Annotated in this window: 26 protein-coding genes, 4 tRNA genes and 3 rRNA genes; 21 read left to right on the top strand and 12 right to left on the bottom strand. The window is 43.5% G+C overall.

Annotated elements, in window-relative coordinates; translation table 11 throughout:
- Window positions 1-20 precede the first annotated feature (20 nt).
- Window positions 21-437, bottom strand: coding sequence for a hypothetical protein (locus NSQ64_RS03455; RefSeq protein WP_072368465.1), 417 nt, complete (start codon window positions 435-437; stop codon window positions 21-23).
- Window positions 434-874 carry a LytTR family DNA-binding domain-containing protein gene (locus NSQ64_RS03460; RefSeq protein WP_268383353.1) on the bottom strand — a complete coding sequence of 147 codons (441 nt, stop codon included), beginning with the start codon at window positions 872-874 and terminating at the stop codon, window positions 434-436. Before NSQ64_RS03460 ends, NSQ64_RS03455 begins: the two co-directional genes overlap by 4 nt.
- A gap of 161 nt (window positions 875-1,035) precedes the next feature.
- Here NSQ64_RS03460 and NSQ64_RS03465 point away from each other — a divergent pair, with 161 nt between their 5' ends.
- The gene (locus tag NSQ64_RS03465; RefSeq protein ID WP_319078401.1) at window positions 1,036-1,824 is read left to right on the top strand and encodes a GNAT family N-acetyltransferase; all 789 of its coding nucleotides are present in this window, start codon (window positions 1,036-1,038) and stop codon (window positions 1,822-1,824) included.
- On the opposite strand, the gene NSQ64_RS03470 is transcribed toward NSQ64_RS03465, so the two are convergent.
- Window positions 1,816-2,289 carry a GNAT family N-acetyltransferase gene (locus NSQ64_RS03470; RefSeq protein ID WP_268383349.1) on the bottom strand — a complete coding sequence of 158 codons (474 nt, stop codon included), beginning with the start codon at window positions 2,287-2,289 and terminating at the stop codon, window positions 1,816-1,818. The genes NSQ64_RS03465 and NSQ64_RS03470 overlap by 9 nt on opposite strands.
- Before the next feature lie 51 nt (window positions 2,290-2,340).
- Here NSQ64_RS03470 and NSQ64_RS03475 point away from each other — a divergent pair, with 51 nt between their 5' ends.
- Complete coding sequence (locus tag NSQ64_RS03475; RefSeq protein ID WP_035390333.1) at window positions 2,341-2,610, top strand: YesK-like family protein; 270 nt, start codon at window positions 2,341-2,343, stop codon at window positions 2,608-2,610.
- A 12-nt stretch (window positions 2,611-2,622) separates the two neighbouring features.
- Here NSQ64_RS03475 and NSQ64_RS03480 read toward each other — a convergent pair whose 3' ends face one another.
- The 3 genes from NSQ64_RS03480 to NSQ64_RS03490 all read right to left on the bottom strand — a co-directional run bounded on the left by NSQ64_RS03480 (window position 2,623) and on the right by NSQ64_RS03490 (window position 4,231).
- Window positions 2,623-3,147, bottom strand: coding sequence for a GNAT family N-acetyltransferase (locus NSQ64_RS03480; protein ID WP_008346711.1), 525 nt, complete (start codon window positions 3,145-3,147; stop codon window positions 2,623-2,625).
- A complete protein-coding gene (locus NSQ64_RS03485; RefSeq protein WP_008346708.1) occupies window positions 3,144-3,539 on the bottom strand; it encodes a VOC family protein in 396 nt (131 codons plus the stop codon). Before NSQ64_RS03485 ends, NSQ64_RS03480 begins: the two co-directional genes overlap by 4 nt.
- Window positions 3,540-3,607: 68 nt before the next feature.
- Window positions 3,608-4,231: a GNAT family N-acetyltransferase gene (locus NSQ64_RS03490; protein ID WP_268383346.1), complete on the bottom strand. Its 624-nt coding sequence runs from the start codon at window positions 4,229-4,231 to the stop codon at window positions 3,608-3,610.
- Window positions 4,232-4,381: 150 nt separating this feature from the next.
- Between NSQ64_RS03490 and NSQ64_RS03495 the strand changes: the two genes are divergently transcribed.
- The 6 genes from NSQ64_RS03495 to NSQ64_RS03520 all read left to right on the top strand — a co-directional run bounded on the left by NSQ64_RS03495 (window position 4,382) and on the right by NSQ64_RS03520 (window position 8,454).
- On the top strand, window positions 4,382-4,933 hold the full coding sequence (locus NSQ64_RS03495) for a TetR/AcrR family transcriptional regulator (RefSeq protein ID WP_024719167.1): 552 nt from the start codon (window positions 4,382-4,384) through the stop codon (window positions 4,931-4,933).
- A 115-nt stretch (window positions 4,934-5,048) separates the two neighbouring features.
- Complete coding sequence (locus NSQ64_RS03500) at window positions 5,049-5,552, top strand: dihydrofolate reductase family protein (protein WP_061420843.1); 504 nt, start codon at window positions 5,049-5,051, stop codon at window positions 5,550-5,552.
- Window positions 5,553-5,661: 109 nt separating this feature from the next.
- On the top strand, window positions 5,662-6,135 hold the full coding sequence (locus NSQ64_RS03505; RefSeq protein ID WP_007496406.1) for a MarR family winged helix-turn-helix transcriptional regulator: 474 nt from the start codon (window positions 5,662-5,664) through the stop codon (window positions 6,133-6,135).
- Window positions 6,119-6,742, top strand: a complete 624-nt coding sequence (locus NSQ64_RS03510; RefSeq protein ID WP_039170198.1) for a nitroreductase family protein — start codon at window positions 6,119-6,121, stop codon at window positions 6,740-6,742. The genes NSQ64_RS03505 and NSQ64_RS03510 overlap by 17 nt, the downstream gene beginning before the upstream one ends.
- Before the next feature lie 17 nt (window positions 6,743-6,759).
- Window positions 6,760-7,812, top strand: a complete 1,053-nt coding sequence (locus NSQ64_RS03515) for an LLM class flavin-dependent oxidoreductase (protein ID WP_024719164.1) — start codon at window positions 6,760-6,762, stop codon at window positions 7,810-7,812.
- Between the two features lie 348 nt (window positions 7,813-8,160).
- Window positions 8,161-8,454 carry a hypothetical protein gene (locus tag NSQ64_RS03520; RefSeq protein ID WP_341015082.1) on the top strand — a complete coding sequence of 98 codons (294 nt, stop codon included), beginning with the start codon at window positions 8,161-8,163 and terminating at the stop codon, window positions 8,452-8,454.
- 45 nt (window positions 8,455-8,499) lie between these two features.
- On the opposite strand, the gene NSQ64_RS03525 is transcribed toward NSQ64_RS03520, so the two are convergent.
- On the bottom strand, window positions 8,500-9,054 hold the full coding sequence (locus tag NSQ64_RS03525; protein WP_041507617.1) for a helix-turn-helix domain-containing protein: 555 nt from the start codon (window positions 9,052-9,054) through the stop codon (window positions 8,500-8,502).
- A 110-nt stretch (window positions 9,055-9,164) separates the two neighbouring features.
- Here NSQ64_RS03525 and NSQ64_RS03530 point away from each other — a divergent pair, with 110 nt between their 5' ends.
- The gene (locus NSQ64_RS03530) at window positions 9,165-9,752 is read left to right on the top strand and encodes a LysE family transporter (protein ID WP_341015085.1); all 588 of its coding nucleotides are present in this window, start codon (window positions 9,165-9,167) and stop codon (window positions 9,750-9,752) included.
- Between the two features lie 4 nt (window positions 9,753-9,756).
- On the opposite strand, the gene NSQ64_RS03535 is transcribed toward NSQ64_RS03530, so the two are convergent.
- Both NSQ64_RS03535 and NSQ64_RS03540 read right to left on the bottom strand, forming a co-directional pair.
- Complete coding sequence (locus tag NSQ64_RS03535) at window positions 9,757-10,308, bottom strand: GNAT family N-acetyltransferase (RefSeq protein ID WP_341015087.1); 552 nt, start codon at window positions 10,306-10,308, stop codon at window positions 9,757-9,759.
- A 122-nt stretch (window positions 10,309-10,430) separates the two neighbouring features.
- The gene (locus NSQ64_RS03540; RefSeq protein ID WP_160758202.1) at window positions 10,431-11,324 is read right to left on the bottom strand and encodes a LysR substrate-binding domain-containing protein; all 894 of its coding nucleotides are present in this window, start codon (window positions 11,322-11,324) and stop codon (window positions 10,431-10,433) included.
- Between the two features lie 198 nt (window positions 11,325-11,522).
- On the opposite strand from NSQ64_RS03540, the gene NSQ64_RS03545 reads away from it, so the two are divergent.
- The 3 genes from NSQ64_RS03545 to NSQ64_RS03555 all read left to right on the top strand — a co-directional run bounded on the left by NSQ64_RS03545 (window position 11,523) and on the right by NSQ64_RS03555 (window position 13,663).
- Complete coding sequence (locus NSQ64_RS03545; RefSeq protein ID WP_341015093.1) at window positions 11,523-12,512, top strand: aldo/keto reductase family protein; 990 nt, start codon at window positions 11,523-11,525, stop codon at window positions 12,510-12,512.
- Between the two features lie 154 nt (window positions 12,513-12,666).
- Window positions 12,667-12,852, top strand: a complete 186-nt coding sequence (locus NSQ64_RS03550) for a CsbD family protein (protein ID WP_012009048.1) — start codon at window positions 12,667-12,669, stop codon at window positions 12,850-12,852.
- 148 nt (window positions 12,853-13,000) lie between these two features.
- Window positions 13,001-13,663, top strand: coding sequence for an O-methyltransferase (locus tag NSQ64_RS03555; RefSeq protein WP_341015096.1), 663 nt, complete (start codon window positions 13,001-13,003; stop codon window positions 13,661-13,663).
- Window positions 13,664-13,699: 36 nt separating this feature from the next.
- Here the strand turns inward: NSQ64_RS03555 and NSQ64_RS03560 are convergent, their stop codons facing one another.
- Both NSQ64_RS03560 and NSQ64_RS03565 read right to left on the bottom strand, forming a co-directional pair.
- The gene (locus NSQ64_RS03560; protein WP_058336356.1) at window positions 13,700-14,020 is read right to left on the bottom strand and encodes an AzlD domain-containing protein; all 321 of its coding nucleotides are present in this window, start codon (window positions 14,018-14,020) and stop codon (window positions 13,700-13,702) included.
- On the bottom strand, window positions 14,017-14,742 hold the full coding sequence (locus NSQ64_RS03565; RefSeq protein WP_007496390.1) for an AzlC family ABC transporter permease: 726 nt from the start codon (window positions 14,740-14,742) through the stop codon (window positions 14,017-14,019). Before NSQ64_RS03565 ends, NSQ64_RS03560 begins: the two co-directional genes overlap by 4 nt.
- 296 nt (window positions 14,743-15,038) lie before the next feature.
- Here NSQ64_RS03565 and NSQ64_RS03570 point away from each other — a divergent pair, with 296 nt between their 5' ends.
- Together NSQ64_RS03570 and NSQ64_RS03575 are read left to right on the top strand one after the other, a co-directional pair.
- The gene (locus tag NSQ64_RS03570; RefSeq protein ID WP_173407803.1) at window positions 15,039-15,914 is read left to right on the top strand and encodes a DMT family transporter; all 876 of its coding nucleotides are present in this window, start codon (window positions 15,039-15,041) and stop codon (window positions 15,912-15,914) included.
- A gap of 79 nt (window positions 15,915-15,993) precedes the next feature.
- Window positions 15,994-17,013, top strand: coding sequence for a S66 family peptidase (locus NSQ64_RS03575; RefSeq protein ID WP_341015101.1), 1,020 nt, complete (start codon window positions 15,994-15,996; stop codon window positions 17,011-17,013).
- Between the two features lie 38 nt (window positions 17,014-17,051).
- Here the strand turns inward: NSQ64_RS03575 and gltP are convergent, their stop codons facing one another.
- Window positions 17,052-18,302, bottom strand: a complete 1,251-nt coding sequence (gene gltP, locus NSQ64_RS03580) for a glutamate-aspartate/proton symporter GltP (protein ID WP_024719154.1) — start codon at window positions 18,300-18,302, stop codon at window positions 17,052-17,054.
- Between the two features lie 369 nt (window positions 18,303-18,671).
- Between gltP and NSQ64_RS03585 the strand changes: the two genes are divergently transcribed.
- The 7 genes from NSQ64_RS03585 (at window position 18,672) to NSQ64_RS03615 (ending at window position 24,077) form a co-directional block, all read left to right on the top strand.
- Window positions 18,672-18,748, top strand: a tRNA-Arg gene (locus NSQ64_RS03585).
- Window positions 18,749-18,763: 15 nt separating this feature from the next.
- A tRNA-Gly gene (locus NSQ64_RS03590) sits at window positions 18,764-18,837 on the top strand.
- Window positions 18,838-19,017: 180 nt separating this feature from the next.
- Window positions 19,018-20,566 (top strand): 16S ribosomal RNA (locus NSQ64_RS03595).
- Between the two features lie 183 nt (window positions 20,567-20,749).
- Window positions 20,750-23,680, top strand: a 23S ribosomal RNA gene (locus NSQ64_RS03600).
- A gap of 61 nt (window positions 23,681-23,741) precedes the next feature.
- Window positions 23,742-23,857 (top strand): 5S ribosomal RNA (rrf, locus tag NSQ64_RS03605).
- Together the 16S, 23S and 5S rRNA genes with 4 tRNA genes alongside form the textbook arrangement of a ribosomal RNA operon.
- 17 nt (window positions 23,858-23,874) lie before the next feature.
- Window positions 23,875-23,951: transfer RNA gene (locus NSQ64_RS03610), tRNA-Met, on the top strand.
- Window positions 23,952-24,000: 49 nt separating this feature from the next.
- Window positions 24,001-24,077: transfer RNA gene (locus NSQ64_RS03615), tRNA-Asp, on the top strand.
- Window positions 24,078-24,115: the final 38 nt, after the last annotated feature.

A 24,115-nucleotide genomic window follows, 5' to 3' on the forward strand; every position in this document is an offset into this window, starting at 1 on the left:
TCAAATAAGGTCTCTTTTTTTTAAGGCTGCGGCTTCAGGTGATTCAGTGCCTGCGCCAGTTTTTGATTTTGTTGTTTTTTGTAAAATAGAAAGGCGATGATATGGCCTACTAATGTGAGAAAGGCTATACCGATAAAATAAGGCATGATCCATTCGAGCAGTGTAGTCGAATATAAAGCGACGGCTCCTACTTGAAACCCTAAATTGACGACAGTGGAGATGAGAATGTTGGTGGGTGCTGGAAAGGTAAAGTAGTTCCATAGTAAAGGATACATGACCCCAAAGACGATGCCTGCCAGAGTACCGATGCCAATGATGTGCCACACGTAATGAAAAGGGATAGAGGATGACCATTGAGTGATTGACAGGATGAGTGTCAGCCATACGATAGAGACAAAAGCTGTTTGCATAAATTGATGTTTTAGTTCCTTGATCATTTGAATCGCTCCTTTATATATTTGGCGTAATGACGACTGACGGTGTAGCTGTTTTTCGAGATGGTTTCGACCTCTAAGCGAGCGTACGTACCAGCGACAAAGCTGTCGACTTGCGCTAAATTGAGAATGACTGCATTGTTGATACGATAGAAATGTTCACGCTCTAATGACTTCAGATCCTTCAGCCGTTTACTGAGAAAATACGTCGTACCCTGAGTCGTGATCACCTTTGACAGATGTCCAAGCGCAGAGATCGCTTCAATTTGTTCTAATGGTAAAAGAGACTGCCGATCATTTTTTGGATCTTTGACCGTTAGAGATGTACTAGTCCCCATCATTGATGCCATCTTTTGTAAACGTTCTTGATTATGTGGATGGCTGATGACGTCTACTTCCGTCACATCCTTTTCTTGATTCCAGATCAAACGAAATTTCATCCATAAACCTCCTCTCACAATGAGCATAGCAATAGATGAAAGCGAATGCGATTGAATGTTGCTTTGATGCAGAAGAATTCTTTTTGTTGCAAAGATTCACCGCGTGTCTGCGGCTTTCCTTTATAATGAAAAGATACTCGTTCGTGAATGGAGGAATGATGTTGTATCTTGTAGATCAACAAAGGACAGGAGCGGTAAAAGAGGAAATTCGGCGGATTGATCCTGCCTATCCAGTGTTCGTAGATGCGATACTCGATGGCGTGATACAAGGAGATTTATATGTGGATCACCGAGATCACCCGTGTGTCTATTTTGCAGGGATGACAACCGGCATTTATTATGTCGCAGGCAAGTCAGAAGCAGCTCTCTCATTATGTTCAACGTTCATTGTGGATGTTTATAAAAAGCAGAAAAGAGAGAACAGACGGTTCACTTTGTTTTCAGCAAATCCAGCATCAGATGAGATGATGAAAAAATGCTTCGGTTCCCAACTGAATGAAATGCAAAGACATGCATATTCTTATGACTTGACCTCTCCTGATCTGATTGTGCCTGATCAAGACGAAATGATCAAACGCACGAATGAACAAGTCATTGCCGCAAGCAAAGTATTCCCATCCAGCTATTATGAAGCATATTGGGGAGGAGTAGATCACTTTTTATCTAATGGCGTCGGAGTTGCCATCTTAAATGGTGAAGATGTGGTCAGTGAATGTATCTCTATTTTTTTAAGTGAAAAACGTGTGGAAATCGATATTTGGACAGATGAAGCCTGCCGTGGAAAAGGGTTGGCTTTGTTAGCAGCTCAGCAAATGATCAGCATCTGTGTTGAAAAAGGGAAGACACCGCATTGGGATTGCGATGTCCATCATGCAACCTCGGCCAAATTGGCAGAGAAGCTAGGTTTTCAGTGGACAAAGACGTATCGTTTATTTTATGCCTCACGCTGAAAAGGTTTTGAGATACCAAGCATCCATGGCAGAATGCTCTGAGCCTTCAATCGGTGCAGGAAGAAGAGAGAAGTCATACCGTCGATAAAGACCAGTAGCAGCTGTTAATTCACTGCGGGTTTCTAAATAACAAGCATCGTAGTATGTAGCAGCATATTGTAGGGCCGTATCCATCAGTTTCTTGCCCGCACCTTTGCCTTGTGCTTTTGGGCTTAAATAAAGCTTTTGCAGCTCACAAATGCCATCTGTGAAAGGGGCAATGCCAACGCCACCAACAATTTCACCATGTTCTTCGGCAATCCAATAGGCTGCATGAGTCAATGATTGATAGTATTCGAAAAGCTGATCAAGTTGTGGGTCTGTGTAGGCTGTACCTTCAATCGCAAGATTCGCTGATTCTAATGACTGGCGGATAATGGCCGCGATAAAAGGATTGTCCTGCTTTTGAATCGGTCTGATATTCATTGGAAAAACCTCCATTGTCATAGGATAAAAAAGAAAAGGAGTTGATGCGATATGTTCTGGCTGCAAACCGCTATTTTTACTGTCATTGTACTCTGTCTCTCGTGGTGGGCAGGAAAAAGACGCAGGCATCGCCATGCCGGGCTGATTGTTCCGGTATGTATCACTTTGTTTGGATTGCTCTTATTGATCGGCAGTTTCTTCATTGGCAGATGGGAAGGGATGGCGCTCAGCATATCAAGCGTCTCTATCGTTCTCTCTTCTATCATTTGTTTGATCATCGTTACAGGGGTTCATTTGTTTAAAAAAGATGACCCATCGTAGGCTGGGACATCTTTATGATTTGATTCTATCGTATTCCTCACGAAGGATGCCCATCATGATGACATCCGAATAAGCACCGTTGAAATAGAGCGCTTGACGTCTTTTTCCTTCGTATTGAAATCCGGCTTTCTCATAGCTTCGAAAGGCTCGTGGGTTATGGGAAAAAACTTCAAGCTCAAGCCGATTGAGTTCTAACGTCTCAAAGGCAAATGTTTGAACCATCCGAACAGCCTCAGTACCATACCCTTTGTGAAAATGCTCTGGACCATGCAGCGCAATGCGGAAACTTGCCGTATGGTTTATCGGATCAATATCCACAATCGCCGCATCCCCGATCATTTCTTTCGTGTCTAGCAGACAAATAGCAAAGTCTCGTCTACTGTCATCCTGCAGAAAACGGGTATAGGCTGAACGAATTTCTTCTAGTGTGAACGTTTTGCGTGTGCCAGTCATATAAAGTGTTTCTGCATGCTGGCATCCTCTATGAATACCAGGATAATCTTTTTCTTCAATCGGTCTCAAGAATAATCGAGTCATGATGGATCAGCCTCCTCTATATATCGGGAGATTTCAATTAAGTTCATATCAGGATCACGGATATAAATGGATTCAATCGGACCTAATGCACCAGAACGTCTGACCGGGCCTTCTTCAATTGGAACAACCTGCTTTCGAAGATGAAGCAATAAACTGTCTATATCTAAATCGGTGATAAAACACAAGTCAGCAGATCCAGGCTGGGGATGAGCAGCTTTTGGTTCAAATTCATGACCCGCTTCATGAAGGTTAATCTTTTGTAAACCAAAACGAAGGGCTTTACGGCCTTCTCCAAAAGTTTCTTCCTTCATTCCTAATACGTTTGTATAAAAGCGAATGGTTTCCTCCATATGTTGTACAGTCAACACGATATGATCAAGTCGTCGTATCATCAGTCTCTCCTCCAAGTATGATCATTGTTTGAACTGCTTCTATTATATCATCCCTTGAAGAAGATACCTTATTTGATCACGGTTTTATAACTCCAGCTTTCTAGGGACATCTCTTCTCCGTGCAGTACTCTCTCATCAAACTCCGTCCACCCATTTTTTCGATAGAAATGACGATTGGCCTCGTTGTGTGTAATCAGTGTGAACAGTCCGCCGCCTTGCCGGGCGATAAAGGGGAAAAGACATTGCTTTAACATGCGGCTTCCAAGTTTTTTTCCTTGTTGGTCTTTTGCAACGACAAGAGCTTCTAAATACCAGTAAGGTTTCTTTAAGGAAGAACACGCTTTTTTTGCCTCCTTTAACATACGGAATACATGCTGAATCGCCGATATGCCACCAGTAAAGAGCAGCTTTAACCCACCAGATAACACATAATCCATGAGTCCTGGCTCAGGAAGACGGGGATGTTTTAACAGGGCGGCAGACACAATTTTCTCGTTCTCAACCCCGACCAAACAGATTTGATGCTGAAAATATACCCTTGTATTGATCAAATGCAGCTGACGGGCGAAAGCAGAACGCTTGGTAACCTTTTCGCATAATAAATCAAAAAATGAATAGTTCTGAAATGAATCATCTAACAACGCTGCCACTTGAGGCAGTTCATCCTCTCTAGCAAGTCTGAATTGAAGCATATGATGGCCCTCCTTTTTTTGAACAGATATAGATTATTGAACATGTGTCTATTATAATAAGAGGAAAATAAACCGAACATCGGCAATGAATGATCTCTTGTTCATAAATAGACAGGTATAGCCAGATTGTTCAAAAATGGAGGGTGTTTGATGAAGGACAGACGAACAATCAAAACCAAAAAGGCGATACGGGAAAGCTTTCTTGAGCTTTTAAAGGAAAAAGATGTTCAACAAATTACAGTATCAGAGCTATCTAGAAGAGCGGATTTAGGAAGAGGGACCTTTTATTTGCACTACCAAGATGTGTTTGATTTGCATGAACAGCTTGAGAAGGAACTATTCGATCAGCTTGGCGGACTATACGATGAATCGTTTCCAAGCCAGGACCCGCTTGATATGCTGTCCTTTTTAAACAAAACAACTGAGTATTTAAAAGAAAAACAATTCATGATGACGTTGTTTGTCAAACCGAATAGCCCAACGACGAATCAATTCAAATCGTTTTTTAAAGAAAAAATCATGAAAGAGTGGCAGCTTGATCAGCGGCAAATTACGGAGCATGAACAGATTGTGGCCTCATTTGTTGTGTCTGGTGTTGTTGGTGTACTGGAGGAATGGATTCATGAAGGGATGACAGTCGAAGCGGGGCAGCTTGCACACATCTTGTACAAGCTTCTCATGAAGGTAGAACAGGAATCGTAAGAAACGAATTAATCATATACTCTTTTTCTTTCCTGTCTGTTAAGATAAGAATGTATGTTCTTAATTGAAGTGGGGAGTGGTGAGATTGAAAAGGAAATTACTATTTTATGGGGCAATGAGCATTGATGGATATTTAGCAAGGGATGATCACCGTTTAGATTGGCTCATAGGAACAGAGGGCGAAGAGGATACGAGATATGAGGAATTTTATGCTTCAGTCGATACGCTGATCATGGGACGGAACACATACGAACAGGTTCTAAAGCTCTCACCTGATGGGTTTCCTTATGAAGACAAGACATGTTATATCGTTTCTCGCACTTTACAAGACAGTCATACAGGAACCCGTATCATTCGTGAAGATGTTCTCTCATTTATCCACAACTTAAAAAATGAAAAAGGGCAGCATATCTGGATAGTAGGAGGCGGGGAACTGCTTCAAGCATTATTAAAAGAAAAATTAGTCGATGAGCTGTATCTCCAAATCGCACCTGTCATGATTGGAAAAGGAATCCCTCTTTTCCCTCCAACTGATCAGGAATCTAGATTTTCATTACAACAAGTGAATCAATACAAACAAATTGCTGAAATGCATTTTGTGTTAAAAGAAGACCACTAAATCAAAGGGGTCTTTTTTTTAATCAAACAAACACGTTGACAAGAAAATATCCTAGTGTTAGGATAAATTTATCCTAGTTTTAGGATTTATTGAAAAAGGAGTAGTTGCCATGGTGCAGCAAGATCAGGAATTAGACTTAAGGCTTTTCCGAGTGTGGATGAAAGCCTACCATGCCCTTTTTGCAAACATCCAAAAAGACATTGAACGTTATGATATCGGATTTGAAAACTTTCAAATTCTTGAATTACTGTATAGTAAGGGACCGCATCCCGTTCAAAAAATTAGTGAGATTCTATCCATTCCAAGTGGGAGCATCACCTATGTGGTCAACAAATTAGAAAAACAAGAATTAGTCAAAAGACAATGTGCACCTTCTGATAAACGTGTATTCCATGTATTACTGACAGATAAAGGGAAGCAGCTATTTGACGATATTTTTCCAAAACATACAGATGTCATTTCACAAAATCTGTCCTTTATCGAAACAGAGGAAAAAGAACAGCTCATTGAATGGTTGAAAAAAATCGGTTTAGGTGCAAAACAACTTCACGAAAAGGGGAAACAAGATGACACACAGCTTTGATACATTGGTACGTGAAAGACGATCAGCATCAAATTTTTTGCCAAATATCTCGATTTCGAGAGAAGAGCTTAATAGTATCTTTGAAGAAGTGAAGCTGGCACCTTCAGCCTTTAATTTACAGCATACGCAATATGTCGTCGTCCAATCAGAAGCGCTTAAAGAGCAAGTAAGAGATGCTGCATTTGGACAATATAAGGTGCATTCCGCTTCAGCAGCGATCATTGTACTCGGCGATCCGAAAGCTTATGAGCAAGCAGGAAACATTTATGAAGGCCTAAAAATGCTCGGCATCTTAAATGCGCAACAATATGAGGAAATGGTCAGAGAGACGATGAGTTTTTATGTGCAGAGAGGATCAGACTTTCAGAAAGAAGAGGCGATTCGCAATGCTTCATTATCTGCCATGCTATTTATGCTTGCCGCCAAAAACAAGGGATGGGATACTTGCCCAATGATCGGCTTTGACCCCGAAGCAATGAAAAAGGTGTTAAACATCGAATCAGATTTGGTTCCTGTATTAATGATTACACTCGGAAAAGAAAAAGTAGAAAGCAGACAAGCGAGAGGCTACCGCAAGCCGGTCTCTGAATTTGTGACATATTTATAAGATAGGGGGTTCCATTCATGGAACTAGGAATTAGTACATTTGTAGAAACAACACCTGATTTTCAAACAGGAAAAACAGTCAGCCACGCACAGCGTATTCGTGAAGTAGTAGAAGAAATTATTTTAGCAGATCAAGTGGGTCTCGACGTTTTTGGTGTAGGAGAGCATCATCGTGAAGATTTCGCCGCATCAAATCCAGCAGTCGTATTAGCAGCTGCGGCAACGCAAACAAAGAATATTCGTCTGACAAGTGCCGTAACTGTTCTTTCATCGGCAGATCCTGTTCGTGTGTTTCAAGATTTTGCGACATTAGATGGCCTTTCTAACGGTCGTGCAGAGATCATGGCTGGCCGTGGATCATTTATTGAATCGTTCCCGCTTTTTGGCTATGACTTAGATGATTATGAAGAATTATTTGAAGAAAAACTAGATTTACTGTTGAAATTACAGCAGTCAGAGCGTGTGACGTGGAGCGGTAAGCACCGTCCTTCCATTCAGGATGTCGGCGTATATCCAAGACCTGTTCAAGATCCGCTTCCCATCTGGATTGGCAGTGGAGGAAACAGAGAATCTGTCGTACGTGCTGGATTATTAGGATTACCACTTGTCCTTGCCATTATTGGCGGCAGCCCTAGACAGTTCGCACCGCTAGTGCAGCTCTACAAGCAAGCTGCGATTCACGCTGGACATGATCCTGAGAAATTAACGGTGGCATCCCATTCACATGGATTTGTTGCGGAGGAAACAGAATTAGCAGCAGATCAATTCTTCCCTTCTACACAGCATGTCATGAATACATTAGCAAGAGAACGAGGCTGGGGACCTTATACCCGTTCTACATTCGATGCAGCAAGAACATTAGAAGGTGCATTGTATGTAGGAGATCCAGATGCCGTAGCAGAGAAAGTGATTCATCTGCGAAAAAATGTAGGCATTACGCGCTTCATGTTGCACGTGCCAGTCGGTTCAATGCCGCATGATCAAGTGCTGAAAGCTATTGAGTTATTTGGGAAAGAAGTGGCTCCTAAAGTAAGAGAAGAGGTTGCTCGCTGGGAAGCCGAACAAGCATAACAAAAAAGTCGATCAAGTGAATAGGCTTGATCGACTTTTTCTTATGCTTAAGGATCAATAACACATGGTTTCACTGTAGGGCATGAAGCAGCAGAAGCAAATGGTGTGGCCGTCAAGGTGAAGAGGAAAACAAGTTGAAAACAGATAAGCCATTTTTTCATGAAATCACCTCCGTTATCAATTGTTTCACTAGAATGAGGTGAGGATAAAAGCATAGAAGTATGTAACACTCTCTATCCAGCATAAGACAATCATATCATAATTTTCAAAAAAATGAAAAAATAACTTACTAAAGTTCTAAATTATGGTATGGTTAATATGTTCAACAAAAAAAGGGGGGGTTTTTTTATGAAAAAGGTCATAACTTCTGTTTTGGTTGGAGCAATTGTTTTAACGGGTGCGGGTGTCACCACTGTCCCAGTAGAAGCGAAGGGGAAAGTAAGCAGTGAAGTAACGGTACAAGCAAGTCGAACCGTCTCGGAAACGAGAACATATACGACGTCAAACATCCCATCAAGTATTACATATGCAAAGGATGGATGGGTCGGTATTCTCTATCAATCGTCAATTGAAGAGTTAGGTTTAGGAAAATATAGAGTTACCTTTACTGGAACGGTTGTACGCGATCCAGGATTTAATTAAATATAAAATGTAAAGCTGACAGGTGGACAAGCCTGTCAGCTTTTTTTAATGGGGATAATAAAGAATCATTTGCAGCCTGACCATTTGTTCTCCAATTTGTTTATATGTATGAGTTCGGTCTGCTTTAAAACGAATGGAGTCGCCGGCTTTTAAGCGATACTGTTCATCTCCAATGGATATATCAAGCGATCCCTCAAAAACGGTAATCAATTCCTCTGTCCCGCCAATGTGTTCATTTGCATGTAGCGACCCGCCAGGATCAATTTCTACTCGGTACACTTCAAATTTCCCTCGATCATCAAAAGGAAAAGTCGTATATACGCGATATCTCCCGTCATCTTCCGTTAAAATCTGTGCATCCTCATGGCGTACTACTTTGATTTCAGGCTGTGGTGCATGGATGAGCTCACTAAAAGATACCTTTAATCCGTTCGCGATTTTCCACAAAGTCGTGATGGTAGGGGTTGATTCTCCTCTTTCAATTTGTCCAATCATGGTTTTGCTGACACCAGTTAATTCTGCCATCTTTTCGAGGCTTAATTTCTTTTGGTCTCTAAGAAGCCTCACATTTTTAGAAATAATCGATTGTACATCTTCCATGAAAAAAACTCCTTTCTCTATTTACTTTATAAAGACCAAACGTTACAATAAAGCGTAACATACGCAATAAAGTAATTAAAGTCTTAATAACGTACAAGGGGGCGGCAATTTTGATTCTTTCTATGTTGATCTATGCTTTTGTGAGTAGCTTTACCCCAGGGCCAAACAATATCATGGCCATGGTGTTTACGAATAAATATGGGGTTAAGCAAACATTTCGTTTTTGTTTAGGTGTGGGTATCGGATTTCTCGTTATTTTGTGTTTGAGTTGCTTTTTTAATATCATTCTCTTTCAAGTGATGCCGAAAATAGGGTGGGTCATGGCGTTCATTGGAGCTGCATACATGATTTATTTAGCGGTCAAAATCATGAAAAGTAAAGGCGGGGATGACGAAACACTTGATCGTTACAATCATTTTGTCCCTGGTATGATGCTGCAATTTATCAACCCAAAAGCGATTTTGTATGGATTGACCGTGATTTCAACATTTGTTTTGCCATATGGACAATCTAATATGCAGTATGTCATATGGACGCTGATTCTCGCACTTATTGGTTTTCTCGGTACATTCAGCTGGGGCCTATTTGGCTCTTTGTATAAGCGGTTTTTGACTGCTTACGAAAGACCGTTCCAGTATGTCATGGGGCTGCTTCTAATTTACAGTGCGGTTTCAATGGTATGGGGCTATGTCATGTAAGGTGTCAGAAGCTTGGCCGCTGCCTGCCCATCACAACAGTATTGTAATAAAGTCCATCTGCCAGACGTTTATCATTTTTTAATACCCCTTCAATCAGAAAGCCATGGTGCTCATATAAGCGAATGGCTTTTTGGTTCGTTTCCAGCACTTCAAGTGACATCTTCTGAATGCCTTGCTGATCTGCCCAGTCAATAGAAGCGGCTAAAAGCTCTTTGCCAATGTGATAGCCCCAAACATCCTTTTGAATGGCGACGCCAAAAGTCACTTTGTGAGCAAAGCGTTTGAGTGAATGTCCCTCACATCTTGAGAAGCCAACAATGTCTCCTTCAATATCAACGACCAAAAATAAATGCCTGCTTTGTTTGGTATCCTCTTGAATCAACACCTCGAAATCTTTTTCATGAAGAAAGGCTTCGCCTGGTTCACGGTCTAAATATTCTGTTTCACCATCGATTTTCAGCCTGAGCGCTGATAACTGCTTGGCATCGCCAATTGCAGCAGACCGAATACGATAGGTCAAGTCACGAACAGTAAATATGTTTTCAGCGATAATCATAGAACACCAACCTTTCTTGTAGTTATGTCTATCATACCTGAAACGTGTACATAGCAGGTGAAAGCTTTTAAGCCTGTCTTATAAAACATTATTTTTTAATCCAGCAGGCTCTAGCTGGATTCTCATGATTTAGCCTGAGAACTTAAATAAGCTTCTCTCACAACTGTTAAAAAGTGCTCAGCGACGGTTGACGTTTCATCATGTCTCCATGAAACATATAAATTTACTCTTGGTGTCGTTTCTTGGATTTTTCTATAAACAACCCCTGAGCGTTTTACGCTTTCTACTGAGGATGGAACGACAGAGATTCCCATTCCTGCAGCAACTAAATTCACAATCGTATGCATTTGAATAGCTTCCTGAACTACGTTTAAACTTATGTTATTTTCCCAAAAGTAACTGATAATTAAATCGTAAAATGCAGCACCTAGATGACGCGGAAACATGATAAATGGTTCATTGGCTAATAAATGAATTGGAACTTTGGGAAATGAAGCTAAAGGATGGTTTTCTGGCAAAACCAAGCTTAAGGATTCCTCACAACAGATTTCTGAGGTAAGTATCTTATTATTTTGGTTAGAACGAATAAATCCTATTTGAATTTCTTTCTTATGTAGTGCTTTTAACTGCTGTTCTGTAGCCATTTCACATAAGACAAGATGAATGTTAGGGAAACTTTCTCGAAACCTTTTAATAATATCAATCACAATATCAGTAGAATCAACGAAACCGATCGTTAAATGCCCTATTTTTCCGTCATCTGCAAGTTGTGTTGCTTTAATCGTTCTATCTACTTGAAGGAGCGTACGGCGGGCTTCTTCTAAAAATACTCTCCCCGAATCTGAAAGTTCAACCTGTCTTCTCGTTCTATGAAAAAGCGTAACACCTAACTGTTCTTCTAATTTGCGAATTTCTTGACTTAATGGAGGCTGTGCCATTTTAAGACGTTCAGCTGCTCGGCTAAAATTTAGTTCTTCAGCAACCATTATAAAATACCGTATTTGTCTCAAATCCATCTTTAAGCCCCCAGTAAATTTCATACTTGCTTATTGTGTAAAATGATGAAGAAGGATTGTTATTAAACAGTTTTGCGCTTTTTAATGGAACTATTTTAATTATATAAAATATATATATATCTATCAGGATATATATATTATACATATTAATGGCCTCTTTTTATAATGAAAGTATTCTTTCAAAAGGGGGACATTGTTATGAAGTATAGTAAACTTGGAAATAGTGGATTAACAATTAGTAAACTTGCATACGGAAATTGGATTAATCATGGTGGTAAGATAAATGACGATACTGCCCATGATTGTGTGAAAGCTGCTCTTGATGTTGGTATTACGACGTTTGATACTGCTGATGTTTATTCAGACACCAAGGCTGAAGAGATACTAGGCAGGTCTTTAAAAGGGATCCGGCGTGAAAGCATTGAACTTTGTACAAAAGTATGTCATCCAACCGGTACTGGGAAAAACGATAGAGGATTATCACGCAAGCATATCATGGAAAACTGTCATGCCTCTTTGCGACGTTTACCAACGGATTATATTGATATTTACTATGCACACAGGTTTGATCCAACTACGCCTCTGGAAGAAACGATGTTAGCTTTTGCTGATCTAGTAAGACAGGGAAAAGTGAACTATATTGGTGTAAGTGAGTGGACAGCAGAACAAATTACTCGAGGGGCAGTGCTTGCCCGAGAGCTAAATGTTCCTCTAATCGCCAGCCAACCTCAATACTCCATGTTATGGAGAATCATTGAAAGTGATGTAATACCGACCTGCCAGCGTGAAGGACTTGGGCAGGTCGTATGGTCGCCTTTGGCCCAGGGAATCCTTACTGGAAAGTATCTCCCTGGAAAATCACTTCCGACTAATTCACGTGCTAACTCAACTGCTGGAAAACCTTTTTTTAAAAACCTTGCTCAACGCTGGATGAATAATAACACCTTAGAGGCGATCCAAAAGCTTAAGCTTGTCGCACAAGAGGTTGATCTTACTCTCGCTCAGCTTGCGATAGCATGGGTACTGCAAAATCAGAACGTTTCTGCAGCAATTATCGGTGCTTCTAGTCCAGAACAGGTGAGGGAGAATGCTTTAGCATCTGAGGTGAAAATTGAAGCTGAATTGATGAATCAAATTGATGAAATTCTAGGTGATCTGGTCGAGTACGATCAGAGTAAAACAGGTTAAAGCTTTTAAGTCTATCTTATAGATCATTATTCTTTAATCCAGCCGACCTTGGCTGGATTTTCTTGTTGCTGTAGTTTCATGGGATCGCACACTCAGATGTTTTGTATTTGTCAAAAAGGCTAAATGAATAGTATCAAATGTGGAGGTGGAACAAATGAGTGAAGAAAAAGGACATATGGATAAAGCAAAAGGAAAAACGAATCAAGCCAAAGGTCAATTGAAAGAGAAGCTTGGCGAAGCAACAGATCATCAAAAACTGAAGTCAGAAGGGAAAAAGGATCAAGCCAAAGGAAAGCTTCAAGATAAAAAAGGGGATTTGAAAAATCACCTGAACGAGTAAATTCGAATACAGGACACTGCTTCATGTCTCCCTCATGACATGTCTTTCATCAATAAAATGAATAGATGTGTGAAAAGAATTGATTATACGCGCTCACTATCATCATGTAGACTTATAACAGAAGACATGATCAAGGGAGATGGATGTGATGAAGCAAGTATGGGGGAAAGTTGACGAGTATATCACAGATAAGTTGATTCCTAAAGATGATGTTTTGGAGCAAGCTCTTACTCATAATAAACAAGCAGGTCTGCCAGAAATTGATGTGTCACCAGCTCAAGGGAAAATGCTTTATTTATTAGCAAAAACTAAGAATGCAAAGCGTATTTTAGAGATCGGGACACTCGGTGGATATAGTACCATTTGGTTGGCGCGTGCTCTTGAAGAGGATGGAGAACTCATCACACTAGAGGCTGTCAGCCATCATGTACAGATCGCGCAGCAAAACATCAGCAGAGCGGGCTTATCGGAACGGGTGAGCATTTTGCAAGGAAAGGCATTGGATACGCTACCTCAGTTAAAAGAGAGGGGTGTGCTTCCGTTCGATTTGATTTTCATTGATGCAGACAAACCAAACAACCCGAAATATTTGAAGTGGGCGTTACATTTCTCAAAAAAGGGAACAGTCATTATTGCAGACAATGTGGTCAGAAATGGAGCAGTTCTTCATGCCTCTGATCAAGATGAGCGAGTGAAGGGAACGCGTGAATTTTTCGATTTACTCAAACAAGAGTCGAGAATTGAAGCAACTGCTATTCAAACTGTTGGCGAAAAAGGCTATGACGGCTTTATATACGGTATCGTAAAATGACAAAAAGCTTAACCGCATCCGGTTAAGCTTTTTCTATTAGAAAAACCATCTAGCTGTGCCCATCAGCATGACGCCTACTAGAACGGTGAGGGACAAGCTTTTTGTCCAAATAGCAATTAACACAGTTGGAACCAAGACAGCAAGGTACATCCAGTGAATGGTGACGCCTTCTGTAGTATGTATGAAAAGATGCTCTGCAATCAAAGCGGTAAATATACAAATAGGAATAAACGATAACCATTTGAGCACCACTTCTGGCATCTGGATACTCCTTACAAATAAAAATGGAACGACTCTTGGGATGATGGTCACAATCATACAGCCAAGAATGAGCCATAACATAAAACTACTAATCATTTATCTGTCACCACCCCAATAGTGGCAACAAGCACAGTTGCCAACAAAACAGCCACGTGTGAAGGAACAAAATGAAGCAGCACAAACATCGCAACAAACATATATAAAACAAGTGACAAGCGATGGGTTAGCTTATTTTTTGGCACCGTCTGTAAAGAAAGAATGAGCAGCGCAGCAAACATCGCGGATAGGGCAAAATCAAGACCAAGCGCCTCTGGATTTGAAATCCAGTGTCCGAATATTCCGCCAAGTGTACACGCAGCAATCCAGCATAAATAAGCTGTAATATTCAGTCCATGCATCCATCTGTTATTCAATTTTCCTTGCTGTGCTAATTTATTCATCGCTACGCCAAAGGATTCATCAGTAAGCAGAAGACCAAACCCGATGTTCTGCTTTACAGAGTAGCGTGTAAAATGGGGGGCAAGCGTAAGGCTGAGTAACAAATGCCGTAAATTGACAATGAACGTGGTGAAAATAATAGCGGAAAGGGGGCTTCCTGTCACAAGTAATGCACAGATGATAAACTGTGAAGCGCCAGCATAAATAAAGATAGAGAGCAGCGCGATTTCCCATATACTTAACTGCGAACTAATGCCAACAATTCCAAAGGCAAACCCAATGCTCATATAACCAAGCAAGGTTGGCACACAATCTTTTATTCCCTCAAGAAACGGTTCGTTTCCGGCAGTGGGAATGTGTTTCCTAGCTTCAACATCCAAAGAACTCTACTCCTTTTCTGTGTAAACATCAATTGTTTTACTTACTATAAGAAAACGAATTCATCATGTCAATCCTATTGAACTTCTATTATATGAAGAAACATGGCGATAAAAAAGGATTGAAGTGAACCAGATTTTGTTATAAAGTAATCAGAAAATAAAAACAATTGGGGTGACTGATATGCAATGGAAGCCTTTATTTGAACATGATGTACCAAATCACCTCCGTCCATAACGGAGAGTGATCTCCGTTTGTGGATATCGCAGTGAATATATCCAGTAACGGAGGGGAAAAAATGAATGGAAAATATATAGGAGCCCTTTACTTAGCGTTAGCTGCTAGTATTTGGGGCGGTATGTATGTAGTGGTCAAAGTAACAGTTGCGGTGGTCCCGCCACTTGAGCTCGTCTGGATGAGATATGCAATAGCTGGAGTCGTTCTTGTGTTCACGATTTGGCGTTTGGGCTACTCTTTTCGGTTAGACAAAAAGGATATCCCGCTGATTGTGGCGATTGGATTGATTGGCAACTTTCTCTCGATCGTGACCCAAGAAATTGGCACAATGTATACGTCTGCACAAATGGGTGCCGTCATCACATCGGCCACACCTGCTTTTATGGTGCTTTTCGCTTTCTTTCTATTAAAAGAATCATTCACAGTGAGAAAGTGTGTCTCCATTCTGCTTGCTACAGTAGGTGTGCTGACGATGATTGGGCCTGTCGCTGTTCAAACGGATGAGTTTGTTGGTGGTCTTTCACTGGTTATTGCTGCATTAACATGGGCGCTCATGTCTGTTCTTTTGAAACGAGTTCCAGGAAAGTATCCTCAAGTAGTGACGACAACATATGCGATCATTGTGGCCTTTATCGTATTAACACCACCTGTCTTGTTTCGTTTGCCTCATCTTGATGTGCAGCAAATGGCAAGACCGGAAATATGGGGCGGCATTCTGTATCTAGGTATCATCTCAACGGCCCTTGCTTTCTTTTTGTGGAATAGAGGGCTTCAACTGATGGACGCTTCAAGCGGTGGTCTGTTTTTCTTCTTTCAACCAATCGTTGGCACGGTCCTTGGATGGATGCTTCTAGGTGAAGAGATGGGCTTACGTTCGTTTGTTGGGATTTTGTGTATTTTCGCAGGTGTATATACTGTCCTGCGTCAGAGAGAGTAAGACGAGATTCCCCTTGGAGAAGGGGAATTTTCTTTACAATGAATAGATGAGAGATTCATAGAAGGTGGAGGTGAGCAGGGTGATCCAGTATCCGCATTTGAAAAAGGGACAAACAATTGGTGTGACAGCACCATCCTCAGGTGTACAACCCTCTTTGCATGAGATGTTTCAACTGTCTTGCGATCGGATGAAAAAAAGAGGCTATGAAGTCATATGTGGAGAGACAGTATGGCAGCAGGAAAAAGCGAAATCAGCCTCTGCAATCAAGCGAGCAAATGAGTTACAGCGGATGATGACTTGTCATGAGATTGACCACATCATCCCGCCATGGGGCGGACAGCTGCTTATTGAAGTGTTAGAGCATCTTGATTTCTCAGTGATGCAAAAAAAGTGGATTCTTGGTTACTCAGATACAAGTCTCCTTCTATTAGCTTTGACATTAAACACAGGCATTGCGACAGCGCATGGACCGAACCTGGTGGATCTTCAGGGGGGAGAGCTTGATCAGGTGACGGCTATGTGGGAACAAATACTTTCCACTCCAGAGAAAAAGGACGTTACTCAATTTTCTTCTGATATGTATCAAAAGGAATGGCAGTATGACCATCCAAGCATTCATGTCTTTCATTTAACCGAGCCAACCGCATGGCGTACTGTTGATCACTTAGAGACGACGATGAAGGGAAGACTGATGGGTGGCTGTATTGATGTGATCCGGCACTTAGCTGGCACGCCTTTTGGAGATGTCAAAGCTTTTCAAGAAACATACCTGAAAGGTGAACCCATTCTATGGTATTTTGAAAACTGTGAATTAAATGCTGCGAGCATGAAGAGGTCTCTTGTTCAATTAAAACTAGCAGGCTGGTTTGATCATTGCTCTGGCATCATGTTTGGCAGGAGTGCAGTGGACACTTCTGTGGAAGGATATGAATATACGGATCTATATGAAGAATTGCATAAGGAATTACACATACCGATTGTTTACGATATTGATTGTGGACACGTACCTCCGCAAATGACCCTCATTAACGGAGCATATGCGGAGGTGCAGTTGCAACAAGAAGGTAAAGCCGTGCTGAAGCAGACATTTTTGCCATAAAAAAAGGAAAGGGTGACCCCTTTCCTTCATAAAAAACATTACATTCCTTTTGTTTCTTCACCTGCTTTTGGAACTTCCCATGCAGACTCTCGGAATACTTTTTCCCATTTAGAAACGACAATACAGGCAACCGCATGTCCAGGAACATTCACGCCTGTTCGAGCCATATCCATAATCCGGTCAACCCCGGCGATAATAGCGACACCTTCTGCTGGCAGACCTACTGCATGAGCTGTTGCCAAAAGAACGACAAGTGAGCCAGACGGGACAGCCGCAATGCCTTTACTTGTTAAAACAAGGACAAGCATCATGAGGAGCTGCTGTGATAAACTCATATCGACACCAAACGCTTGTGCAAGAAACACACAGGAAACCGATAAATATAAACTTGAACCATCGCAATTAAGAGAAAGACCTGACGGGATGACGAAGGAAACGATTCTTTTTGGGCAGCCGTATTTCTCCATCCGTGACATGAGCTGTGGAAGAACAGTTTCTGTACTTGTAGTAGAAAAGGCAACCAAAAACAAATCCCAAATCATTTTCAACACTTCGAAGTAGTTAAAACGGAAGATCAGTGCGACAAGAGGGAACAAAACAAATAGAATAATAAACAATCCTAAGAAGACAGTGCCAACAAGTTTCATCATAGGAATGAGTAAAACAATGCCGTATTGTCCGACAGAAGCTGCCATTAATGCTAAAACTCCAATAGGAGCTGTCACCATGACCATTTGTGTGAGCTTAAACATAATTTGTGCTACTGATTCAAAGAAGGTAAGGACAGGAGCGGAAGCTTTCCCAATACCGCTTGCGGCTACACCGAATAAAATAGCGAAGAAAATCACTGCTAGTAAATCATTCTGAGCCATGACATCGATGATATTGGTTGGAATGATGTCTAAAACCATCTGTTTAAAATCGACGACCTTTTGAGTATAACCATCGAGTTCCCCAATATCTTTCTTAGCTAATTGAGAGAAATCGAGTCCAACGCCTGGCTTTAACACGTTGGCCAATAAAAGCCCGATTCCAAGAACGATGGTCGTAATGACTTCAAACCAAATGATTGTCTTTAATCCGAGACTGCCCATTTTCTTCATTCCACCGCTGCCAGCTGCGCCGATGACAATCGTAGAGAAAACAATAGGGACTACAATCATTTTAATCAATCGGATAAAGCCATCCCCAATGGGCCGCAGTGCCATTCCGAAATCAGGGAAGAAGTGGCCGATAAGAGCTCCTATCACCAAAGCGATCATGATTTGAAAAGCGACAAACTTTTTCATCATCTCCTACCTCCTTTAAATGCATGGAAAATATTAAGAATTTTCCAATAAATAAAAATTCTAGGTGACCATGTTTTGTCCTCCTTTGGATTTAGAAAGATTTTATTTAAGAATCATTAGAATTATGAAGAAAGAAATGAAAATAGGGCGATTGAAACTCTATTTATCTAACAAAAGAGCACTTCTTAAAAAACATTAAACTTTTTTAGAAAAATGTATTGACCCTTTTGTATGATCCATGGTATATTTTTATTCGTCGCTGATGACGCATCTGAAACACTGATGCTCAGACAGATACGACAAACACACTTTAAAAAGATGTTGACTTAATAAAAACGATATGTTAAGATAATTAAGTCGCCTGATTAAGCGCCCGTAGCTCAATTGGATAGAGCGTTTGACTACGGATCAAAAGGTTAGGGGTTCGACTCCTCTCGGGCGCGCCAATAACATTTAACCACGCGGGTGTAGTTTAGTGGTAAAACCTCAGCCTTCCAAGCTGATGTCGTGAGTTCGATTCTCATCACCCGCTCCATTTTAAAAAAATGATCTTTGAAAACTAAACAAGACAAAACGTACCTGTTAATTCGAGTTTTTATAAAAAAATCCTATGATACATCATAGGTAGTCAGTCAAACGCTGACGAGGCAGGAAATGATCACATGCTAAGTTCGCTACATCGTGTAGCAACGCATGTGTGATATGCATCCTGCATACCTCGGAGAGTTTGATCCTGGCTCAGGACGAACGCTGGCGGCGTGCCTAATACATGCAAGTCGAGCGGACAGAAGGGAGCTTGCTCCCGGATGTTAGCGGCGGACGGGTGAGTAACACGTGGGTAACCTGCCTGTAAGACTGGGATAACTCCGGGAAACCGGAGCTAATACCGGATAGTTCCTTGAACCGCATGGTTCAAGGATGAAAGACGGTTTCGGCTGTCACTTACAGATGGACCCGCGGCGCATTAGCTAGTTGGTGAGGTAACGGCTCACCAAGGCGACGATGCGTAGCCGACCTGAGAGGGTGATCGGCCACACTGGGACTGAGACACGGCCCAGACTCCTACGGGAGGCAGCAGTAGGGAATCTTCCGCAATGGACGAAAGTCTGACGGAGCAACGCCGCGTGAGTGATGAAGGTTTTCGGATCGTAAAGCTCTGTTGTTAGGGAAGAACAAGTGCAAGAGTAACTGCTTGCACCTTGACGGTACCTAACCAGAAAGCCACGGCTAACTACGTGCCAGCAGCCGCGGTAATACGTAGGTGGCAAGCGTTGTCCGGAATTATTGGGCGTAAAGGGCTCGCAGGCGGTTTCTTAAGTCTGATGTGAAAGCCCCCGGCTCAACCGGGGAGGGTCATTGGAAACTGGGAAACTTGAGTGCAGAAGAGGAGAGTGGAATTCCACGTGTAGCGGTGAAATGCGTAGAGATGTGGAGGAACACCAGTGGCGAAGGCGACTCTCTGGTCTGTAACTGACGCTGAGGAGCGAAAGCGTGGGGAGCGAACAGGATTAGATACCCTGGTAGTCCACGCCGTAAACGATGAGTGCTAAGTGTTAGGGGGTTTCCGCCCCTTAGTGCTGCAGCTAACGCATTAAGCACTCCGCCTGGGGAGTACGGTCGCAAGACTGAAACTCAAAGGAATTGACGGGGGCCCGCACAAGCGGTGGAGCATGTGGTTTAATTCGAAGCAACGCGAAGAACCTTACCAGGTCTTGACATCCTCTGACAACCCTAGAGATAGGGCTTTCCCTTCGGGGACAGAGTGACAGGTGGTGCATGGTTGTCGTCAGCTCGTGTCGTGAGATGTTGGGTTAAGTCCCGCAACGAGCGCAACCCTTGATCTTAGTTGCCAGCATTCAGTTGGGCACTCTAAGGTGACTGCCGGTGACAAACCGGAGGAAGGTGGGGATGACGTCAAATCATCATGCCCCTTATGACCTGGGCTACACACGTGCTACAATGGACAGAACAAAGGGCTGCGAGACCGCAAGGTTTAGCCAATCCCACAAATCTGTTCTCAGTTCGGATCGCAGTCTGCAACTCGACTGCGTGAAGCTGGAATCGCTAGTAATCGCGGATCAGCATGCCGCGGTGAATACGTTCCCGGGCCTTGTACACACCGCCCGTCACACCACGAGAGTTTGCAACACCCGAAGTCGGTGAGGTAACCTTTATGGAGCCAGCCGCCGAAGGTGGGGCAGATGATTGGGGTGAAGTCGTAACAAGGTAGCCGTATCGGAAGGTGCGGCTGGATCACCTCCTTTCTAAGGATATATGGAGCAGCGTACGTTTTTCGTCTTGTTTAGTTTTGAAGGATCATTCCTTCAAAACATGTCTCTAGCGAGACAGGATTGTTCTTTGAAAACTAGATAACAATAAGTAATACATTCACATTGAATGCAATGCAAAGTTCATCACACATAGTGATTCTTTCTAAAGTAAGAAATGGTTAAGTTAGAAAGGGCGCACGGTGGATGCCTTGGCACTAGGAGCCGATGAAGGACGGGACGAACACCGATATGCTTCGGGGAGCTGTAAGCAAGCTTTGATCCGGAGATTTCCGAATGGGGAAACCCACTGCTCGTAATGGAGTAGTATCCATACTTGAATACATAGAGTATGAGAAGGCATACCCGGGGAACTGAAACATCTAAGTACCCGGAGGAAGAGAAAGCAAATGCGATTCCCTGAGTAGCGGCGAGCGAAACGGGAACAGCCCAAACCAAGAGGCTTGCCTCTTGGGGTTGTAGGACACTCTATACGGAGTTACAAAGGAACGATATAAGCGAAGAGGTCTGGAAAGGCCCGCCAAAGAAGGTAACAGCCCTGTAACTGAAATGTTGTTCTCTCCAGAGTGGATCCTGAGTACGGCGGAACACGTGAAATTCCGTCGGAATCCGGGAGGACCATCTCCCAAGGCTAAATACTCCCTAGTGACCGATAGTGAACCAGTACCGTGAGGGAAAGGTGAAAAGCACCCCGGAAGGGGAGTGAAATAGATCCTGAAACCGTGTGCCTACAAGTAGTCAGAGCCCGTTAACGGGTGATGGCGTGCCTTTTGTAGAATGAACCGGCGAGTTACGATCCCGTGCAAGGTTAAGCAGAAGATGCGGAGCCGCAGCGAAAGCGAGTCTGAATAGGGCGCATGAGTACGTGGTCGTAGACCCGAAACCAGGTGATCTACCCATGTCCAGGGTGAAGTTCAGGTAACACTGAATGGAGGCCCGAACCCACGCACGTTGAAAAGTGCGGGGATGAGGTGTGGGTAGGGGTGAAATGCCAATCGAACCTGGAGATAGCTGGTTCTCTCCGAAATAGCTTTAGGGCTAGCCTCAAGGTAAGAGTCTCGGAGGTAGAGCACTGATTGGACTAGGGGCCCCTACCGGGTTACCGAATTCAGTCAAACTCCGAATGCCGATGACTTATCCTTGGGAGTCAGACTGCGAGTGATAAGATCCGTAGTCGAAAGGGAAACAGCCCAGACCGCCAGCTAAGGTCCCAAAGTATACGTTAAGTGGAAAAGGATGTGGAGTTGCTTAGACAACCAGGATGTTGGCTTAGAAGCAGCCACCATTTAAAGAGTGCGTAATAGCTCACTGGTCGAGTGACTCTGCGCCGAAAATGTACCGGGGCTAAACGTATCACCGAAGCTGCGGACTGTTCTTACGAACAGTGGTAGGAGAGCGTTCTAAGTGCAGTGAAGTCAGACCGGAAGGACTGGTGGAGCGCTTAGAAGTGAGAATGCCGGTATGAGTAGCGAAAGACGGGTGAGAATCCCGTCCACCGAATGCCTAAGGTTTCCTGAGGAAGGCTCGTCCGCTCAGGGTTAGTCGGGACCTAAGCCGAGGCCGAAAGGCGTAGGCGATGGACAACAGGTTGATATTCCTGTACCACCTCCTCACCATTTGAGCAATGGGGGGACGCAGGAGGATAGGGTAAGCGCGGTATTGGATATCCGCGTCCAAGCAGTTAGGCTGGGAAATAGGCAAATCCGTTTCCCGTGAAGGCTGAGCTGTGATGGCGAGCGAAATTTAGTAGCGAAGTTCCTGATTCCACACTGCCAAGAAAAGCCTCTAGCGAGGTGAGAGGTGCCCGTACCGCAAACCGACACAGGTAGGCGAGGAGAGAATCCTAAGGTGATCGAGAGAACTCTCGTTAAGGAACTCGGCAAAATGACCCCGTAACTTCGGGAGAAGGGGTGCTTCTTAGGGTGTTAAAGCCCCGAGAAGCCGCAGTGAATAGGCCCAGGCGACTGTTTAGCAAAAACACAGGTCTCTGCGAAGCCGTAAGGCGAAGTATAGGGGCTGACGCCTGCCCGGTGCTGGAAGGTTAAGAGGAGCGCTTAGCGTAAGCGAAGGTGCGAATTGAAGCCCCAGTAAACGGCGGCCGTAACTATAACGGTCCTAAGGTAGCGAAATTCCTTGTCGGGTAAGTTCCGACCCGCACGAAAGGCGCAACGATCTGGGCACTGTCTCAACGAGAGACTCGGTGAAATTATAGTACCTGTGAAGATGCAGGTTACCCGCGACAGGACGGAAAGACCCCGTGGAGCTTTACTGCAGCCTGATATTGAATGTTGGTACAGCTTGTACAGGATAGGTAGGAGCCTTGGAAACCGGAGCGCTAGCTTCGGTGGAGGCATCGGTGGGATACTACCCTGGCTGTATTGACCTTCTAACCCGCTGCCCTTATCGGGCAGGGAGACAGTGTCAGGTGGGCAGTTTGACTGGGGCGGTCGCCTCCTAAAATGTAACGGAGGCGCCCAAAGGTTCCCTCAGAATGGTTGGAAATCATTCGCAGAGTGTAAAGGCACAAGGGAGCTTGACTGCGAGACCTACAAGTCGAGCAGGGACGAAAGTCGGGCTTAGTGATCCGGTGGTTCCGCATGGAAGGGCCATCGCTCAACGGATAAAAGCTACCCCGGGGATAACAGGCTTATCTCCCCCAAGAGTCCACATCGACGGGGAGGTTTGGCACCTCGATGTCGGCTCATCGCATCCTGGGGCTGTAGTCGGTCCCAAGGGTTGGGCTGTTCGCCCATTAAAGCGGTACGCGAGCTGGGTTCAGAACGTCGTGAGACAGTTCGGTCCCTATCCGTCGCGGGCGCAGGAAATTTGAGAGGAGCTGTCCTTAGTACGAGAGGACCGGGATGGACGCACCGCTGGTGTACCAGTTGTTCTGCCAAGGGCATCGCTGGGTAGCTATGTGCGGACGGGATAAGTGCTGAAAGCATCTAAGCATGAAGCCCCCCTCAAGATGAGATTTCCCATTCCGCAAGGAAGTAAGATCCCTGAAAGATGATCAGGTTGATAGGTCTGAGGTGGAAGCGTGGTGACACGTGGAGCTGACAGATACTAATAGATCGAGGACTTAACCTATATTCTAATGTGAAAAATGAACATTGTTATCTAGTTTTGAGAGAACATTCTCTCCATCAGGTTTGGTGGCGATAGCGAAGAGGTCACACCCGTTCCCATACCGAACACGGAAGTTAAGCTCTTCAGCGCCGATGGTAGTTGGGGGTTTCCCCCTGTGAGAGTAGGACGCCGCCAAGCTTGTCATTTTATATCGTCGCGGGGTGGAGCAGTTCGGTAGCTCGTCGGGCTCATAACCCGAAGGTCGCAGGTTCAAATCCTGCCCCCGCAACCAAATTATTTTACCTATTAAATAGGGAGTACTCATTGAGTACAGCCAAAATGGTCCGGTAGTTCAGTTGGTTAGAATGCCTGCCTGTCACGCAGGAGGTCGCGGGTTCGAGTCCCGTCCGGACCGCCATTTTTATGACTTGTAAACGAAAACGTATAGTTTCGTTT

Source organism: Bacillus sp. FSL W8-0183, from assembly GCF_038006825.1.
Classification (GTDB): Bacteria; Bacillota; Bacilli; order Bacillales; family Bacillaceae; genus Bacillus; species Bacillus altitudinis.